The sequence below is a fragment of the Castellaniella sp. MT123 genome (assembly GCF_039614765.1).
GTDB lineage: Bacteria > Pseudomonadota > Gammaproteobacteria > Burkholderiales > Burkholderiaceae_B > Castellaniella.
Map to the genome: position 1 here is coordinate 844,987 of NZ_CP154879.1, position 17,340 is coordinate 862,326.

The window sequence follows — 17,340 nt, forward strand, 5'->3', positions numbered from 1 at the left end:
TGGTCCCGTCCGATATTGAATTTATCAGGAGTTTATTCATGAAAAAGTGGCTTGCCATGACGATGCTCTCAGTGGCGTCATCAGGTGCATACGCAGCCGGGAGTGCAATTACCGTTTATCAGGATCCCAACTGCGGCTGTTGCTCCGGCTGGGTCAGCCACATGCGTGACGCCGGTTTTGAAGTGAAGGCGATCAAGACGAATGATATCGTTTCCGTCAAACAGAAATTGGGTGTGCCGATGGAGCTTGCCTCTTGCCATACGGGCGTGGTGGAAGCTTCAGGTCAACTCGTCGAAGGGCACGTGCCGGCAACCGTCGTGCGCAAGCTTCTGGCGGATACTTCAGTGAAGGGCGTGGCCGCGCCTGGAATGCCCTCGAATGCGCCAGGCATGGGTGTGCAGGACGGCAATCTGGTGACTGTCGACTTCAACGGCAAGCCCTTTTCCAGAGATTGATTGCCTGAAGAGATCCGTCACGTATTGAAACCGCCGTTATTTCCTCAGTTAAGCCGAATTCCGCAGGCGCAAGGCGTTGAGAACCACGGATGCTGAACTCAGGCTCATTGCCAGCGCGGCAACCATGGGTGAAAGTAATAGCCCGGTAAAGGGGTACAAGACGCCCGCTGCCAGTGGCACGCCCAGCGTGTTGTATATGAATGCGAAGCCCAGGTTCTGCTTCATGTTCGCGATTGTTCTCTCTGAGAGGTGGCGGGCAATGGAAATCCCACGCAAATCTCCCTTGACCAGGGTGACTTGCGCGCTGCTCATCGCCACATCGGTGCCGGTTCCCATGGCGATGCCGACATCGGCTTTGGCGAGCGCCGGCGCATCGTTAATACCGTCTCCAGCCATAGCGACAATCCGGCCTTCCGCCTGAAGGCGGGTAACGAGGTCCAGCTTGTCGGCGGGCTTCACTTCTCCGTAGACCTCATCGATGTTCAGCTGCTGCGCAACGTTATGAGCCGTCGCGACGCCATCGCCCGTCGCCATGATCACGCGGATTCCCGCGTCATGCAGGTTCTGAACTGCTTCTGGTGTGCTCTTCTTGATGGGATCTGAGACTGCCAACAGGCCAATGAGTCGGCCATCCGCTGCCAGAAACATGACGCTTGCGCCTTTGGCGCGCAATGAGTCGGCGGCTTCAGTCATGACAGCGGTATCCACGCCCTCTTGCTGCATCAGGGTAGTGTTGCCGAGAATAAGCCGCTTTGCGTCGACTTCTCCACGAACACCAATACCGCTGCTGGATTCGAATTCATTGACGGCGCTTAAGGAGAGGCCGCGTTCGTGGGCGGCTTCCACGATGGCATGCGCAAGAGGGTGTTCGCTGCCCTGATCGAGGCTGGCCGCAAGCCGCAGGACGTCATCCTCCGTTGCGTTCTCTGCAGGTATGGCTTGCTCGAATGTCGGCCGCCCCTCGGTCAAGGTCCCCGTTTTGTCGACGATCAGGGTGTCAACCTTGCGGAAGTTTTCGATCGCGGCCGCGTCGCGAAAGAGCACGCCTTGGGTGGCGCCTTTACCGGTTGCCACCATGATCGACATGGGTGTGGCCAACCCCAGCGCGCAAGGACACGCAATAATCAGGACGGAGACGGCATTGATCAAGCCATACACCCAGCTCGGTTGAGGACCGAACAAGCCCCAGACGATAAAGGTGGTCACCGCAATCATCACCACAGCCACGACAAAGTAGCCGGCCACGATGTCCGCCATGCGTTGCATGGGCGCGCGCGAACGCTGCGCCTGCGCAACGAGTTGAACAATCTGCGAAAGCACAGTCGCGGAACCCACTTTTTCGGCGCGAATGACCAGGGAACCCGAGGTATTCATCGTTGCGCCGATCACGGTGTCGCCCGGACGCTTGCCAACTGGAAGCGGTTCGCCCGTCAGCATCGATTCGTCGAGCGAACTACTCCCTTCTTCCACAATGCCATCCACCGGCACTTTTTCGCCGGGGCGTACGCGAATACGATCCCCTTCATGGACGTGGGTCAACGGAACGTCTTCTTCGGAGCCATCCGCATTGATTCGTCGAGCGGTCTTGGGTGCGAGCCCCAGCAGTGACTTGATGGCGGCCGAGGTCTGCGACCGGGCCCGTAGTTCAAGTATCTGGCCAAACAGGGTCAGCGAAATAATGACGACTGCGGCTTCAAAGTAGACGGAAACACGCCCCATCGACACGAATGACTCGGGAAATACGTCCGGCGCAACCGTCGCCACGACGCTATAGACGTATGCGGCCCCTGTTCCCAGCCCAATCAGCGTCCACATGTTCGGGCTGCGATTGACGATCGATCGCCAACCGCGAATGAAGAAGGATTTCCCAGCCCAGAGTACAACGGGTGTCGATAACACCAGCTCGATCCACGTTTGTACGCCCATACTGAACCAGCCCAGCCGGTGGCCGAACATGGCGAGCACGGTCACGATGACGGTCAGTGGCAACGTCCACCAGAAACGGTGTGTGAAATCTTTGAGTTCGGGGTTCTCGTCATCGAGACTGGGCATCAACGGCTCGAGGGTCATGCCGCATTTTGGGCAGTTTCCCGGATGATCCTGCCGGATCTCGGGATGCATTGGACAGGTGTAGATCGTCCCTGCGGGAAGATCCACAGACTGCGCCATGTCCCGATTTTGGTCATGGCCTGAATGCGAGTCATGAAGGTGCGCGTGATGGTGGTCCATGCGGATCCTCTTTGATGTGATCATTGGCCTCATCCCCAATGAAGAGCAATGTCATGAACCTGCTCTCCCATATATTTGGGTTGCTGCGATATGAAAGGGGACTGCAAGACAGCCGTTGCTCGATTCTAGTCGGGAGGAAGTGACGCCACCATGACGCGTAGATGACAAGATTGTCATGGTGGCGTCATCAGTCTGACAGCCGTACTCCCGTAGAGTATCGGTTCCCGCGGTCACATGAACAGGAACTGCGTTCGTGGAAAGCCCCGGTTCATGTCAATTTTCAAGAGAAATTCTAATGATGAACAGACCTTTTGCCATCCTGGCACTGAGCATCTTGCCGGCCTTGTCCTGGGCATCGGGCGGACATGACGCGCCTGCGCACGGCATGCCGGGGCACGATATGTCCACCATGTCGGCGGCGCCATCCACTATTGGCCGACCTGGCGATTCAGCCCAGGTCACCCGCACTGTCGAAATCAAGATGGATGATTCCATGCGGTTCACGCCTGCCGAAATTCCGGTGAAGGCGGGAGAGACCATTCGTTTCGTTGTGAAGAACACCGGGCGGCTCATGCACGAGATGGTGATAGGCACGATGGCCGACCTGAAGGAACATGCCATGGAAATGCGGAAAATGTCTGGGGTGAAGCATGCCGAGCCCAACATGATCACGCTCGCAGCTGGCAAGATCGGCGGGCTGGTATGGACCTTCGATCAAACCGGCACGGTGGACTTTGCGTGCCTTATCCCCGGTCATATGGAAGCAGGGATGGTGGGCAAGGTGACAGTTGGCTGATGTCCGCACTCACGCCCAAGTAGTGATCTTCCCAGGCCTGCGGTACTTACCTCCGTTGAACAGAATCAGTTTCAGCTCAGATCATGGCATTTCTTCAATTCAATAAAAAATGGGCCGTTGCAGCCGCTGGTGCCGCCGCACTAGCTGGCGTTGCCTTGCTGTATTGGGCCAGTCGCCCATCTGGCGCGACTTTCATCGACCCCGCAAACCAGGAACTGGTCGTACAGGGCAGGGCAATTTATGCGAACACGTGCGCAGCTTGCCACGGCGCAAAGCTGCAGGGCCAGCCGAACTGGCGCGAGCGTCTGGCCAACGGGCGATTGCCGGCCCCACCGCATGATCGTACAGGTCACACCTGGCACCACCCGGATGCGGTGCTCGTCGACCTGGTGAAGAACAGCTTGGTTCCCGGGCGCACTGCGCCGCCCGGTTACCAGAGCGACATGCCGGCTTTTGGCAGCACACTGAACGATGAGCAGATCGTTGCGGTGCTCACTTACATCAAGAGCACCTGGCCTGCTGACGTCCTGCGCATGCAAAAGGAAGTCACCGAACAGCAGCAGCGGCGGTGACGCTGCCGTGGCCGTGGCCCGCACTGGTCTGTGCCGTGCAAGATCCGTCAGGTCGGCGTAGCCATCGTGCCCAGTTTGGCGGCCAGCAGCAGCACACCGCAAAGCGCAATAGCCTCGACCGCAAGGACCGTGGCAAAGCCGCGCAGTGCATCCACCCGGCCGGCATCCAGGGGCACCATCCAGATCCAGCGATTCCAGCTGCCTAAAATCACGACCACGGCGACTAGCGCGAGTTTGGCCAGCAATATCCACAGGTACGGCGACCCCCAGACATGAGCTGCCTCACCGAGCGTACGAAAGGCATCCACGACGCCCGTTGCAGCCACCAAGGGAACAACGATAGTCGCAAGCGCCGAGAGCCGATGCGCCAGCCGGCTCTGCTCGGACAGCGTCCAAGTCTTCCAAAGGGATAAAAGGCGAACGGATACGACAGCCGAGCCGACCCACAGGCACGCCGCGAGGACATGCGCGGTATGTGCCATGATCGCGAGACTGAAGAACCCCTGGTCGGCTGCATGTCCTGTGGCGGCACGTGCATAGGCAAGAAGAACCCCACCAGAACCCCAAAGCACCAGTGCCCATGGAGGTGGACGGTCGACCGCCTGTCGTGTGGCGTGCTCTGAAAACGCAGTCAGCATCAGCATAAGCCAGGCACAGGCTGCCACCCAGATCATGACACCGAAGTCCGTCCCCGTGAGGACAATCCACAGATAGCCGACAAAATCAGCGGGGCCGGTATCGGTCATGGCCACTGTCGCCACGCCCAGGTACGCAACGAGCCCCAGCCCGAGCAGCACAGTGGCAGCGCGCAGGACAGCGAGCAGCGGCTTTCGGGTCCGCTGCGGAACCGCACCAGACATCACCCACACACCCCCCACGACGGCGAGTGTGGCATCGACCCAGAAGGAAAAAAACGGCTGTAACCAGTTGGCGGCCAGGCTTACCACGCTCATCCGCTATTTGACGGCGAAGGTATAGCTGCCGTGTGAGCGGTGCCCATCGTCCGCCACGACGGCCCACTGAACCTTGTAGTGTCCTGATGACAGTTTTGGCAAAGCGACCTCCAGCGACTTGTGGTTGCTGTCCGTGACATGGGCCTTTGCCGTGTTGACCTGCTTGCCCTGCGCATCCAGCACATTCAGGCTGCTGAGGGCAGCTTCGATCGGCTCGGTATAGACGATGGTGACGGCCCCAGGAGCACTGATGGTCGTATCCGGGGCAGGGGTCTGCTGTACCGGATGGGCGTGCGCCCAGGCCTGGCCCATGCTCACGACCAGAAGCAGGCCCGTGGCGGTCGCGATCGAAAATGCAGTCTTAACGGCAGTGTGCATGGTGATGCCTTATTCGAGGATGTGCTTGACGATATTGATAATCATATCGCGAACGCGGTGCCGGCACGGTGGTTGAGCATCAGGCCGATCAGCACGGGTACCTGCGGCGACCGCCAGGTAGCCGTAGCTATGGATCAGGCCGGCAACGTCCAATTTCTGTCTCCTGCGATGATGGCCAGGAACAAGGTAATGGTCCAGGCGGTGCCCATGCCCATTTTCCGCCATCGCCCTGGGTTGTGTGAGTCAGTCTTCTTCGTCGTGGTTGGCCTTGCGGGTGGCGCAATGAAGAGACTACGGACGTACTCTTAGACCAGTATGAGGAATTATCTTATACTTTACATAATACACATTATGCGAATTAACACAGGAACCAAAGGTGTGGCTTTAAAGCCTGCGACATCGCCCGGCATGCCGCCCTGACGCGCCCATGTCACATGTTTTCCGGACGGATCACGGTAAGATGCAGACTTTCGTCCAGCCCCTCCGGTTTTCCTGCCGGCCTCCCGCATGAATCCCTCGACCCTGATCGGCATTGTCGCCAGCATCCTGCTGCTGGCCATCGTCTTGGTTTTTTCCGCCGAGAATCCGCGCCTGTTCATCGATCTGCCAGGCCTGGGCATCGTGCTCGTGGGTACGGCGGCAGCCACTTTCATCGCGTATCCGCTGCGCGAGGTCATGCGCGTCTTCGGCCTGATGCGCAGCATCGTGCACCACGAAAAACTGCAGATCGACAAGGATCTGGAGGATCTGGTGGAAATCGCCCGGATCTGGATGCAAAGCGATATCCGGACGGTTGAAGCAGCCCTGGAGCGCGTGTCCAATCCCTTTCTGCGCAGCGGCGTCCAGTTGGTGATCGACAATGTCCCGGAATCCGACATTCTGGACCTCCTGCAGTGGCGCATCGCCCGGATGAAGGCCAAGGAACACGCCGAAGCCCAGCTGTTTCGTGTCATGGCGGGTTTCGCCCCGGCCTTCGGAATGGTGGGCACATTGGTCGGGCTGGTGAATCTGCTGTTCGTGCTGGGCGGCGGCGATATCGCTGTCATCGGCCGCCAGATGGCGCTGGCCCTGATGACGACCTTTTACGGCGTTCTGCTGGCCAATCTGGTCTTCAAGCCCATCGCCGTCAAGCTGGAACGGCGCACCGAGCAGCGGCTGGTCCTGATGAACACGATCATGCAGGGCATCTCGATGATGAGCCAGAAGCGCAGTCCTTCGTTGATGCGCGAGACCCTGAAGGCATTCGTGGCCGATGTCCGCGACGAGATCAAGGACACCGAGGCCACACCGCGCGCGGAACCGGCCGCATGAGATCGCGCACCGCCGAACTGCAGCCTGCGCGCGAGTTCGTGCAGCGCATGCATGCGCTCGAGGCCGAGCTCGAACGCGCGCGGCACGAGCGGCGTCGTCTCGGTCATGGTTCGGGGTCCGCGAACCGTTGGGGGCTGGATCAGCCGGTCCAGACCGAGCATGAGGATAGTTGGTTCCTGACCTATCTGGACATGATGACACTGATGCTCGTGGCGATCATCGTCATGCTGGCGTTCGCGGGCACCATGAACCGGAAGGGCCACGCTGAGCCGCCCGCCGACCGCCCCACCATCGCATCCATCGTCGGAGAACCGGACGCATCGGTCATGGATGCCGCCAAATCCGCCGCGATCCCCCTTCCCGATACGTCCGCCCCCTACCCGGCCGCGCCGACGGCGGAATTCATGCCGCAAGTTGCCTCGCAACCCATGCTGGGCCCTCTGGCGGGGACTTTTCCGCCGTTGAATGTCCCGGCAGTCAGCGCTCCAGCAACCGTACCCCCGGTTTCCATCATTCCAGACACAACAGATCCTGAGTTGGTAGCGTCCACACCACGATCCGCCACGCCGGCGGCGCCGTCCGAACCTGCCAGCCAGCCTGCTGTGCCCCTGGTGGCCGCCGCCCAAACGTCACAGCCGCCCGTCGATCCCGTGGAGGCTCTCCAACCGGATACCCCCGGCGCCACGGCGCAGCCTTCGTCGGCCACATCCATCAAAGCGCCGGAAACACCAGCTGTTGCGGAGAAGCCCGTGGATGCGACGTCCGAGGGCGCGTCCCTGGCCGCCGCCCTGCCGTTGGGCGGACTGGGCAGCGAGGTCGAGGTCATCGTCAACAAACGGACGGTCAGTCTGCGGGTAAACAGCGAGATCCTGTTCGATCCGGGGCAGGCCGACCTCAGCCGTCATGGGCTGTCGGTCCTGAAACGCATGGCGCAGGTCCTGACGAAAAAGGGTTACGACCTGACGGTCGAGGGCCATACCGATTCGGTGCCGCTACGGGCCAGCGCGAAGTACCCTTCGAACTGGGAACTGTCCAGCGCGCGCGCCAGCAGCGTGGTCCGCTATCTGCAGACCAACGGCATCGACAAGACGCACCTGAAAGCCGTGGGCTACGCGGATACCCACCCCATCGGAGACAATCACGACCCCGACGGCCGCGCCCGCAATCGCCGCGTGGAACTGGTGATCGAAAAGGCCCAGGCGGGCGAGAAACCAGCACCGCCCATTGCCAGCACGCAGAAACCGGGCAACCCTGGCTGAGGCTTGCCAGTCAGGAGATCAGACCTGCTCGAAACGGTCGTAATGCCGTTCGGTGCGGGTTTCCTGGTGGCTGACGTGGGTGACCCGGGCTGCGGGCGGCCCCTGCAACAGCCAGGACAGCATCTGGTCGACGGCCGCGTGCGGGCCCTGCAGCAGCGCCTCGACGCGCCCATCGGGCAGGTTGCGCACCCAGCCGCCTAGTTTGAACAGATGCGCCTGGCGCACGGTGGCGGCCCGGAATCCGACGCCCTGCACCTTGCCTTCCACAAAGACGGACAAGGTTTCCAGCTGATGTGAATCGGGTAAATGTTTCATGGCAGATCGTCATCTTACCTGAAGCGGGTCGAGGAGGAAGGCCAGCTTCAGGCGCGACACAAGCGATATCCCCGCTGCCCTTCCGGACCTGCCTGGCCTGGTGCGCCGGTCATAAGGACATAGCCGATCCGTCGTTCTGTTCATGAAGGCCGGTGCCTAGAATGGGTCCATCGCCGATCGGGCCGGGGGCCCACGGCATTATCGACCCATTCGAGGCCTTCATGAGCAACGCACCGTCTATCCGCAAACATGCCGTGGTGATTATCGGCGCTGGCACCGGCGGAGCCACCGTCGCCGCGCGCCTGCGCCGGAACCAGCCTGGCCTGGATATCGCCATCATCGATCCGTCCAATCATCACGATTATCAGCCAGCCTGGACGCTGGTGGGCGGAGGCGCCTACCGCGCCGAGGATACGCGACATGCCCTGCATGACTGCCTGCCGCATGACGTCCGCCACATCGCCCAACGTGTCAACGCGCTGCTGCCCGACGAGCGCCTGGTGGAACTGGATGACGGCAGCCGTGTGGCCTATGACTATCTGGTAGTGGCTGCCGGCATTCAGATCAACTGGAACGCGATCGACGGCCTGGCTGATGCTCTGGGGAAAAATGGGGTCACCAGCAATTACCGCTATGACCTGGCGCCCTATACCTGGGAACTGGTCCGTCAGTTTCGGGGGGGCACGGCGATCTTCACGCAACCGGCGGGCGCGGTGAAATGCCCTGGCGCCCCGCAAAAGGCCCTGTACCTGGCGGCCGACCACTTCCGCCGTCAAGGCATCAAGGCAGACAGCCTGCAGTTTCGCACGGCCGGCGCGACGGTATTCGGCGTCCCCTTCTACGCCCAGGCGCTGGACAAGGTGATGGCGTCCTATGGTGCCGACACGCGTTTTGGCCAGCACCTGGTCCAGGTGCGCGGCGCAGACCGGATCGCCGTGTTCGAATCCGTGGTCAACGGCCAGCCCGTCCGCGAAGAGGTCGCCTACGACCTGCTGCATGTGGTGCCGCCGCAAAGCGCCCCTGATTTCATCCGTCAGAGCCCGCTGGCCGATGCGGCCGGCTGGCTGGAAGTGGACAAGCAGACCCTGCGCCACCCCCGCTATCCCAACGTCTTCGGCCTGGGGGATTGCACATCCACCCCCAACAGCAAAACGGCGGCGGCCATCAAGAGCCAGGCGCCCGTGTTGGTGGGCAATCTGCTGGGCGCCCTGCGCGGCGCGGGTAACGTGGAATCCTACGACGGCTACGCGGCCTGCCCGCTGACGACGTCACGGGGCAAGGTGTTGCTGGCGGAATTCACCTACGGCGGCACAATTACACCCAGCTTCCCGCTCGACCCCCGCGTACCCCGGCGGTCGTACTGGTGGCTCAAGCGATCCTTCATGCCCTGGTTCTACTGGAACATCCTGATCAAGGGACGCGGTCTGCCGGTCACGCACAAATCCCGCCAGTTTCCCGCCGGGGTGCCATCGGTGCAGCCCTGACCAGAGAGTCCCTTCTCTTCTGTTAGGATGGCACATCGCCGTCTCTTACAGAAAGGATCTCTCATGTCCAAGATCGCCCTGGTCACCGGTGCCTCGGCCGGGTTTGGCGCCGCCATCTCCCGCCGGCTGATGGCTGAAGGATACACGGTCGTCGGCGCCGCCCGCCGACTGGATCGCCTGCAGGCCCTGCGGGCGGAATTGGGATCGGGCTTTCATCCCCTGGTGATGGATGTCACGGATGCGGCATCCGTCGAACAGGGGTGCGCCCAGGTGACGAGCGACTTCGACGGGATCGACCTGCTCGTCAATAATGCCGGCCTGGCGCTGGGCGTCGCCCCGGCTCAAGACGCATCGATGGCGGACTGGGATCGCATGATTGCGACCAATGTGCTGGGCCTGACCCGATTGGTCCACACCATCCTGCCCGGCATGGTCAGGCGCAATCAGGGGCACATCGTCAATATCGGCTCGGTCGCGGGCAGCCACCCCTACCCCGGCGGCAACGTCTATGGCGCCACCAAAGCCTATGTGCGGCAGCTGAGCCTGAATCTGCGCGCGGATCTCTGGGGCACCCAGGTCCGGGTGACCAATATCGAGCCAGGCTTGTGCGGAGGCACCGAATTCTCCGTGGTTCGCCTGGGGGATCCGGAGCGGGCGGCGGCGGTGTATCAGGGAACCGACCCGCTCACGGCCGATGATGTGGCCGATGCCGTCGCGTGGGTAGCCACGCGGCCCGCGCGTGTGAACATCAATACGATCGAGCTGATGCCGGTCAGCCAGGCCTTCGCAGGCCTGCGGATTCATCGTCGTACCTGAAGGCTTGTAAGCGGGCTTCCGATGCGGCGGTTATGGTAGATTGCCGTTCATGTCGCGTGCGGATTCCGGCAGATGTCGTTGACTCCGAAATCCCACCTGGCGCCGCCCGCGACAGCCGATCCTGCCCCACGGAGATGTATTCCATGCCGATCCGCCCGTCTTCCTCGATCATCCGGCCACTGCCTGCCGTTCTGGCGCTGACGCTGCTGCTCGCCGCCTGCGCCAGCGGCCCGAAGGACAATCTGTCCCTGATTCCGGCGCAGCTGGACCAACAGACCAGCCAGGAAGGTGTGTTCTCGCAGCCCGTGAAATGGACGCGAAAGCAACCCGGTTGCACCGGGGAATGCGCCAAACTGGTGGTGGACTCGCTGGCGTTTCCCGGCCGCCCCCGTCTGACCGCGCTGATCGATCACGCGCTGGCGTCCATGACCTGGCTCGACACCCAGCGCCCCGCCCCCTATGACTCCCTGAATGGCTACGAGGCGTACTTCTGGAAGACCGCCAGCCCGCGCGACGAGACCGACTTGGTCGCACGCACCCGCTACCGCAACAGCCGCCTGACCGTGGTGGAACTGGACGCCAGTCAGTACCGTACCGGGATGGCCCACGGTATGTCGGGCTCGCAATTTCTGAACTGGGACAATCAGACGGAAAAGGCGCTGACCATCGACAATCTGCTCGCGCCCGGTGCCCGTCCGGCCTTCGACCAGGCTTTACGCCAAGCCCATGCCGACTGGCTGAAGAACAGCCCGGCTGCACGCGAGGATCCCGAAAACTTCGCCCGTATGTGGCCCTTTGTGTCCAGCGACAACGTGGCTCTGACGGACACAGGTCTGGTCGTGAAATACCAGCCCTATGAAATCGCCCCGTATGCCTGGGGCCAGCCTGAACTGCTTATCCCGTATCCCCGGCTCAGCGGCATTCTCAACCCGAAATTCCTGCCGCCTTCGCCCTGACACATCGGGCCGTCACAGGTCCTGGCCTGGCGCATCGGCCATACGCATATAGCGCAATCCCCTAATGCGCATTGCCCATATCGTTCGATAAAACAAATCGTTCTGTCGCGACAGGGAGCTCTTTAAGCTGGTGGCTTGATCCACTGGTTGACAAGGCTTCCTTCCATGCGATTCCGATTGTTGCTTTCCCTGGCGGCTGCCGTCAGCCTGGCGGGCGCGGCGCACGCCGCCGACGTCACGCTGCTGAACGCCTCCTACGATCCCACGCGCGAACTGTATCAAGCCTACAACCAGGCATTTTCCCGCTACTGGCTGGACAAGACGGGCGACCGTGTCACGGTGCGCCAGTCGCATGGCGGATCCGGCAAGCAGGGACGCTCGGTCAACGATGGCCTGCAGGCCGACGTCGTCACCCTGGCGCTGGCCTCCGACATCGACGCGATCGCCGCGCACGGGGCCATCCGCACCGACTGGCAGCGGCAGTTTCCCCTGGATAGCGCACCTTACACCTCCACGATCGTTTTTCTGGTGCGCAAGGGCAATCCTAAAGGCATCCACGACTGGAATGATCTGATCCGGCCGGACGTGCAGGTCATCACACCCAACCCCAAGACATCGGGGGGCGCCCGCTGGAATTACCTGGCAGCCTGGGGATACGCCCTGCGCCAGCCGCAAGGCAATGAGGCCAAGGCCCGCGAATTCGTCGGCAAGCTCTACCGCAACGTCCCGGTGCTGGATTCCGGTGCCCGGGGATCGACCACGACCTTCGTTGAACGCGGGATCGGCGATGTCCTGCTGACCTGGGAAAACGAAGCACGCCTCGCCGTCCGGGAACTGGGTTCCGACAAGGTGGATATCATCACGCCATCGGTCAGCATCCTGGCCGAGCCGCCCGTGGCCGTGGTGGATCGCGTCGTCGATGCCCGCGGCACGCGGACGGTCGCCCACGCTTACCTGGACTATCTGTATTCCGAGGTTGGCCAGGAAATTGCGGCGCAACAGGGTTACCGGCCCACGCTGAAGTCCGTCGCCGACCGGTATGCGCGGCAATTTCCGTCCATTGCCCTGTTCAAGCTGAACGAAATCATTCCCGGCGGCTGGGCCGAGGCGCAAAAGACGCATTTCGGCGATGGCGGGATCTTCGACCAGATTTACCAGCCGGGCGCACGCTAAATGACCGCATCCCTCGCCTCACGGGCCCCCGCCGATCCCGTCCTGCCAGGCCGTAATCTGACGCTGGGTCTGACGCTCAGCTATCTGGGCTTGATCGTCCTGCTGCCCCTGTCCGCCCTCTTCCTGAGCGCATCGACTTCCGGGATCGACGCCTTCTGGCGAGCCGCCACCGCGCCCAGGGTGCTTGCCTCATACCGCCTGAGCTTCGGCAGTGCTCTGCTGGCCGCCTGTGTGAACGCCGTGTTTGGTGCCATCGTGGCCTGGGTGCTGGTGCGCTACCGCTTTCCTGGGAAGCGGCTGGTCGATGCCCTGGTGGATCTGCCGTTCGCGCTGCCCACCGCCGTCGCCGGGATCGCGCTCACCGCCCTGTATGCCCCCAATGGCTGGCTGGGCGGCTTGCTGGCCCCGCTGGGTATCCAGGTGGCCTTCAAGCCGCTAGGGGTGGTGATTGCGCTGATCTTCATCGGTCTGCCCTTCGTGGTCCGCACCGTTCAGCCCGTGCTGGAGGACATGGCCACCGAGTACGAGGAGGCAGCCAGTAGTTTGGGCGCGTCGCGCATACAGGTCTTCGTGCGCGTGGTGTTCCCGACCCTGCTGCCGGCCCTGATGACGGGTTTCGCCCTGGCGTTCGCCCGCGCCGCCGGCGAATATGGGTCGGTGATCTTCATTGCCGGCAACATGTCCATGGTGTCCGAAATCACGCCGCTGCTGATCGTCACCAAGCTGGAACAGTACGACTATACGGGCGCAACCGCCATCGCCGTCGTGATGCTGGGCATTTCCTTCGCGCTGCTGCTGACCATCAACCTGCTGCAGGCGTGGGTGAGACGCCGTATGGGCAGTCACTGACACGACCAGGAAACTTCATGGCTTCGATTGCACTGGATCCGATTCTCTCCGCAGGAGCGGCTCGCCTGAACGACGAGGGCCGATACGTTCGCCTGGCATTGATGGGGGTGGCGTTTTCCTTCCTGTTCCTGTTTCTCTTCATCCCGCTGCTGGCGGTCTTTCACCAGGCCCTGGCCAAGGGCTGGGCCGTCTGCCTGGCGGCCGTGACCGACCCGGACGCGCTGGCGGCCATCCGCCTGACGCTGACCGCGGCGGCCATCGCGGTCCCCTTGAATCTGGTGTTTGGCGTCTGTGCCGCCTGGGCTGTCGCCCGCTTCGAGTTCCGGGGCAAGTCACTACTCCTCACCCTGATCGATCTGCCATTTTCGGTGTCTCCCGTGATCGCCGGCCTGACCTACGTGCTGCTGTTTGGCGCCCAGGGCTGGTTTGGTCCCTGGCTGCAGGCGCATGGCATCCAGATCCTGTTTGCCGTGCCCGGTATCGTGCTGGCCACCGTATTCGTGACTGTGCCGTTCGTCGCGCGCGAACTGATTCCGCTCATGCAATCCCAGGGTAGCGACGAAGAGGAAGCCGCCCTCGTCCTGGGCGCCTCGGGCTGGCGTGTCTTCTGGCACGTCACCCTGCCCAACATCCGCTGGGGCCTGTTTTACGGCGTGATTCTGTGCAACGCCCGCGCCATGGGAGAGTTTGGCGCCGTGTCCGTGGTGTCCGGCCACATCCGCGGGCAGACCAACACCTTGCCGTTGCACGTGGAGATCCTCTACAACGAATACCACTTTGCCGCCGCCTTTTCGGTGGCGTCCCTGCTGGCGCTGTTGGCACTGCTGACGCTGGCGCTGAAATCCCTGGCGGAGTGGCGTCTACGCACCCAGGCCGAGAAGGCCGCATCGGAGCTCTCCTCATGAGTATCGAAGTCCGTCGGATCCACAAGCAGTTTGGCGCGTTCACCGCGCTCGACGATGTGTCCCTGGCGTTTCCGGAAGGGCGCCTGACCGCCCTGCTCGGCCCCTCGGGCTGCGGCAAGACGACACTCTTGCGCATCATCGCGGGCCTGGAACACCCCGACCGGGGCCAAGTCCTGCTGGAAGGCCGGGATGCTTCGGGCACGCACGTGCGCCAACGCCAGGTCGGTTTCGTGTTCCAGCACTACGCGCTGTTCAAGCACATGACGGTGTTCGAGAATGTCGCCTTCGGCCTGCGCGTCAAACCGCGCGGGCAGCGGCCCGACGAACGCCGGATCCGCGACAAGGTCATGGGCCTGCTGGAACTGGTGCAACTGGACTGGCTGGCCGACCGCCGGCCGGCGGCCCTGTCCGGTGGACAACGGCAGCGCATCGCCCTGGCCCGCGCCCTGGCGGTCGAACCGCGCGTCCTGCTGCTCGACGAGCCCTTTGGCGCACTGGACGCCAAGGTCCGCAAGGAACTGCGCCGCTGGCTGCGGCGGCTGCATGAGGAACTGCACATGACCAGCCTGTTCGTCACCCACGACCAGGAGGAAGCCCTGGAAGTGGCCGACGAGGTCGTCATCATGAACAAAGGCCGGGTCGAACAGGCGGGCGCGCCGCAGGCCGTCTACGACAGGCCGGAAACCGCTTTCGTCTACGGCTTTCTGGGGCACGTGAATCTGTTCCACGGCCGCGTGCGCGACGGCCGCCTGCACACGGGCGATGCGGCTTTCGACATGCCCGACCTGGATGGCGCCGCCGGTGCGTCGGGAACGGCCTATGTCAGGCCGCACGACATCCAGATCGAACCGCTGCCGGCAAGCGGCCAGCCGCCGGCAGCTTCGGGGCTATTGGTCGATCTGCAGCGGGCGCATGCCTTCGGCCCGCTGGCGCAGCTGGAGCTGCGGCGCGCGGACACCCAGGAGATCATCGAGGTTGTCATGCCCAGCCACGAATTCGATCAGATCCGGGCCCAGGGCCATCGGCGATTCATCGCCCGACCGCGCGAGGCCCGGGTGTTCCTGAATCCGGCCGCGTCACTCTGAGGATCGCCCTGACCGCCGCGTATCAGTGCCCGGACGGCTCGTCAAACCGGCCCAGGTCGAAATAGCGCGAGAACGAAGACTGGTCTTCCTGCGGGCTGCCCTGGGCGGCCGTCCCCGCCGTGCTGGTGGCCTGACCACCCGGCGCCGCGGGTGCTGCCGGCGGGGCCATCCCGGACGGCGTGACCGGTACGGGCACCGCACCCTGCCCGGCACTCGCGCCGGGATGCTGCGCCGGATTGCTACGCGCGCGGGCTACCTTGGCGGCCAGCGCATCCAGCTGCGCTGCCAGTGCCGTGTTGTTGCGCTTGCGTGCCCAATCGGCGGCCGTTTCATGGGCGGCATTGAACATCGTCGCGTCCGCACCCTGCGACAGCAGCAGGCGCACCATGGGTTCCTTGCCCGACAGCGCTGCCATCATCAGCGGTGTGGTGCCGTCCGGCCCGGGGGCATTGACGATCGCCCCCCACTCGATCAGCGCACTGGCAGTTTCGACCTGCCCCTTGGAGGCGGCATAATGCAGCGGCGTCCAGCCCAGGCGGTTGACCTGTGCGCCTGCCTGTATCAACGTCGCCGCGCGTTCGGTCTGGCCCTGGATACACAGATACATCAGTGCCGTTTCATCGTGCGCATTGGGTTCGTCGATCTGCACGCCGGGAGCGATCCGCAGCACGTCGAATACGCGCCAGGACTGGTCCCGCGCGGCCTGGGTCAGCGCCGGGTTGCCCAGGCGGTTGAAGGCAGTCGGATCCACGCCGCGCAGCAGCATGCTCTGTACCGCTGATACGTCGTCCCGACGGATCGCCGACCACCAATCGGCTGTCGGCTGCTGCTGGGCGCGTACCGAAGCCCCCCAGAAAGTCAGCACCAGAAGGGCCAGCAGGATCAACAGTTGCGGATGGCGGCACGCTGGTTGGCGAACTTGGTGCGAAAACATGGCGGAAATCCTCCGTCGGAAGGTGCTGTGGCGGGCGACTGGCATCCGGCCATCAGGCCGGGGTCCCGGGGGTTCGCTGGGGACGCTATCGGGCAATCTTGTCGAACAGCGTGAAATAGTTGTCTGTCGTGGCCTTCGCGATCGTGGCGACCGGGACGCCGCGCAGTTCGGCGATCTTTTCCGCGACGTGAATGACCCTGGACGGATCGTTCATCTTGCCCCGGTATGGAACCGGCGCCAGATAGGGCGAATCCGTCTCGATCAGCATGCGGTCCAGCGGCACCTTTTGCGCGACTTCCTGCAGCTGTGCCGCACTCTTGAAGGTCACGATGCCGGAAAAGGAAATGTAGAAACCCAGGTCCATGGCGGCCTGCGCGACATCCCAGGATTCGGTAAAGCAGTGCATCACGCCCCGGCTGGCCTTTTCCTCGCGCATCAGGCGGATCGTGTCATCGGCCGCCGAGCGGGTGTGGATGATGAGTGGCAGACCGGTCTCGCGCGCTGCCTGGATGTGCAGGCGAAAACGGTCCCGCTGCCAGTCCAGCGGCTCTGGCAGGCGATAGTAGTCCAGCCCGGTTTCCCCGATCGCCACGACCTTCGGGTGCGCGGCGCGGCGCAGCAGATCGTCGAGCGTGGGTTCGGCATTGTCGTCGTCTTCGGCGTCATTGTCCGGATGCACCCCCACCGAAGCATGCAGGTGGGCGTAGGCCTCGACCAGCGCGATCAGGCCCGGCCAGTCGCGCAGGTTGACGCTGACCACCAGTGCGTGGCCAACCTCGGCCGCCCGCATGCGGGTGAGCACGTCCGGCAACTGGGCCAGCAGGTCCGGGAAATTGATGTGGCAGTGGGAATCGACGTACATGGCAATTG

The 17,340-nt window shown here is 62.9% G+C and carries 18 protein-coding genes; 12 read left to right on the forward strand and 6 right to left on the reverse strand.

Annotated features, from left to right (window positions below; all coding sequences use genetic code 11):
* Positions 1–38 precede the first annotated feature (38 nt).
* Positions 39–455, forward strand: a complete 417-nt coding sequence (locus tag ABCV34_RS03875; RefSeq protein WP_345797910.1) for a DUF411 domain-containing protein — start codon at positions 39–41, stop codon at positions 453–455.
* Between the two features lie 48 nt (positions 456–503).
* Here ABCV34_RS03875 and ABCV34_RS03880 read toward each other — a convergent pair whose 3' ends face one another.
* Positions 504–2,624, reverse strand: a complete 2,121-nt coding sequence (locus ABCV34_RS03880; RefSeq protein WP_345798693.1) for a copper-translocating P-type ATPase — start codon at positions 2,622–2,624, stop codon at positions 504–506.
* A 358-nt stretch (positions 2,625–2,982) separates the two neighbouring features.
* Between ABCV34_RS03880 and ABCV34_RS03885 the strand changes: the two genes are divergently transcribed.
* Entirely contained in the window at positions 2,983–3,480 is a 498-nt protein-coding gene (locus ABCV34_RS03885; RefSeq protein ID WP_345798695.1) for a cupredoxin family protein, read from the forward strand.
* An 83-nt stretch (positions 3,481–3,563) separates the two neighbouring features.
* Positions 3,564–4,052 carry a cytochrome c gene (locus ABCV34_RS03890; RefSeq protein ID WP_345797911.1) on the forward strand — a complete coding sequence of 163 codons (489 nt, stop codon included), beginning with the start codon at positions 3,564–3,566 and terminating at the stop codon, positions 4,050–4,052.
* Between the two features lie 47 nt (positions 4,053–4,099).
* Here ABCV34_RS03890 and ABCV34_RS03895 read toward each other — a convergent pair whose 3' ends face one another.
* Both ABCV34_RS03895 and copC read right to left on the reverse strand, forming a co-directional pair.
* The gene (locus ABCV34_RS03895; RefSeq protein ID WP_345797912.1) at positions 4,100–5,005 is read right to left on the reverse strand and encodes a CopD family protein; all 906 of its coding nucleotides are present in this window, start codon (positions 5,003–5,005) and stop codon (positions 4,100–4,102) included.
* Positions 5,006–5,008: 3 nt separating this feature from the next.
* Positions 5,009–5,383 (reverse strand): copper homeostasis periplasmic binding protein CopC, encoded by a 375-nt coding sequence (copC, locus tag ABCV34_RS03900; RefSeq protein ID WP_345797913.1) that lies wholly within the window; start codon positions 5,381–5,383, stop codon positions 5,009–5,011.
* A 507-nt stretch (positions 5,384–5,890) separates the two neighbouring features.
* On the opposite strand from copC, the gene ABCV34_RS03905 reads away from it, so the two are divergent.
* Positions 5,891–6,694: a MotA/TolQ/ExbB proton channel family protein gene (locus ABCV34_RS03905; RefSeq protein ID WP_345797914.1), complete on the forward strand. Its 804-nt coding sequence runs from the start codon at positions 5,891–5,893 to the stop codon at positions 6,692–6,694.
* The gene (locus tag ABCV34_RS03910; RefSeq protein WP_345797915.1) at positions 6,691–7,953 is read left to right on the forward strand and encodes an OmpA family protein; all 1,263 of its coding nucleotides are present in this window, start codon (positions 6,691–6,693) and stop codon (positions 7,951–7,953) included. The genes ABCV34_RS03905 and ABCV34_RS03910 overlap by 4 nt, the downstream gene beginning before the upstream one ends.
* An 18-nt stretch (positions 7,954–7,971) precedes the next feature.
* On the opposite strand, the gene ABCV34_RS03915 is transcribed toward ABCV34_RS03910, so the two are convergent.
* Positions 7,972–8,268, reverse strand: a complete 297-nt coding sequence (locus tag ABCV34_RS03915) for an acylphosphatase (protein ID WP_345797916.1) — start codon at positions 8,266–8,268, stop codon at positions 7,972–7,974.
* 221 nt (positions 8,269–8,489) lie between these two features.
* Here ABCV34_RS03915 and ABCV34_RS03920 point away from each other — a divergent pair, with 221 nt between their 5' ends.
* From ABCV34_RS03920 to ABCV34_RS03950, 7 genes are all read left to right on the forward strand, one after another.
* Positions 8,490–9,752, forward strand: coding sequence for an FAD/NAD(P)-binding oxidoreductase (locus tag ABCV34_RS03920; protein ID WP_345797917.1), 1,263 nt, complete (start codon positions 8,490–8,492; stop codon positions 9,750–9,752).
* A 63-nt stretch (positions 9,753–9,815) separates the two neighbouring features.
* The gene (locus ABCV34_RS03925) at positions 9,816–10,568 is read left to right on the forward strand and encodes an SDR family NAD(P)-dependent oxidoreductase (protein ID WP_345797918.1); all 753 of its coding nucleotides are present in this window, start codon (positions 9,816–9,818) and stop codon (positions 10,566–10,568) included.
* A 143-nt stretch (positions 10,569–10,711) separates the two neighbouring features.
* Positions 10,712–11,524, forward strand: a complete 813-nt coding sequence (locus tag ABCV34_RS03930; RefSeq protein WP_345797919.1) for an RsiV family protein — start codon at positions 10,712–10,714, stop codon at positions 11,522–11,524.
* 165 nt (positions 11,525–11,689) lie between these two features.
* On the forward strand, positions 11,690–12,697 hold the full coding sequence (locus ABCV34_RS03935; protein WP_345797920.1) for a sulfate ABC transporter substrate-binding protein: 1,008 nt from the start codon (positions 11,690–11,692) through the stop codon (positions 12,695–12,697).
* Positions 12,698–13,546, forward strand: a complete 849-nt coding sequence (gene cysT / locus ABCV34_RS03940; RefSeq protein ID WP_345797921.1) for a sulfate ABC transporter permease subunit CysT — start codon at positions 12,698–12,700, stop codon at positions 13,544–13,546.
* Positions 13,547–13,563: 17 nt separating this feature from the next.
* Positions 13,564–14,451 (forward strand): sulfate ABC transporter permease subunit CysW, encoded by an 888-nt coding sequence (cysW, locus tag ABCV34_RS03945; RefSeq protein ID WP_345797922.1) that lies wholly within the window; start codon positions 13,564–13,566, stop codon positions 14,449–14,451.
* Positions 14,448–15,536, forward strand: a complete 1,089-nt coding sequence (locus ABCV34_RS03950) for a sulfate ABC transporter ATP-binding protein (protein ID WP_345797923.1) — start codon at positions 14,448–14,450, stop codon at positions 15,534–15,536. The genes cysW and ABCV34_RS03950 overlap by 4 nt, the downstream gene beginning before the upstream one ends.
* A gap of 22 nt (positions 15,537–15,558) precedes the next feature.
* On the opposite strand, the gene ABCV34_RS03955 is transcribed toward ABCV34_RS03950, so the two are convergent.
* Together ABCV34_RS03955 and ABCV34_RS03960 are read right to left on the reverse strand one after the other, a co-directional pair.
* A complete protein-coding gene (locus tag ABCV34_RS03955) occupies positions 15,559–16,470 on the reverse strand; it encodes an ankyrin repeat domain-containing protein (RefSeq protein ID WP_345797924.1) in 912 nt (303 codons plus the stop codon).
* 85 nt (positions 16,471–16,555) lie between these two features.
* Positions 16,556–17,332, reverse strand: coding sequence for a TatD family hydrolase (locus ABCV34_RS03960; protein WP_345797925.1), 777 nt, complete (start codon positions 17,330–17,332; stop codon positions 16,556–16,558).
* Positions 17,333–17,340 lie beyond the last annotated feature (8 nt).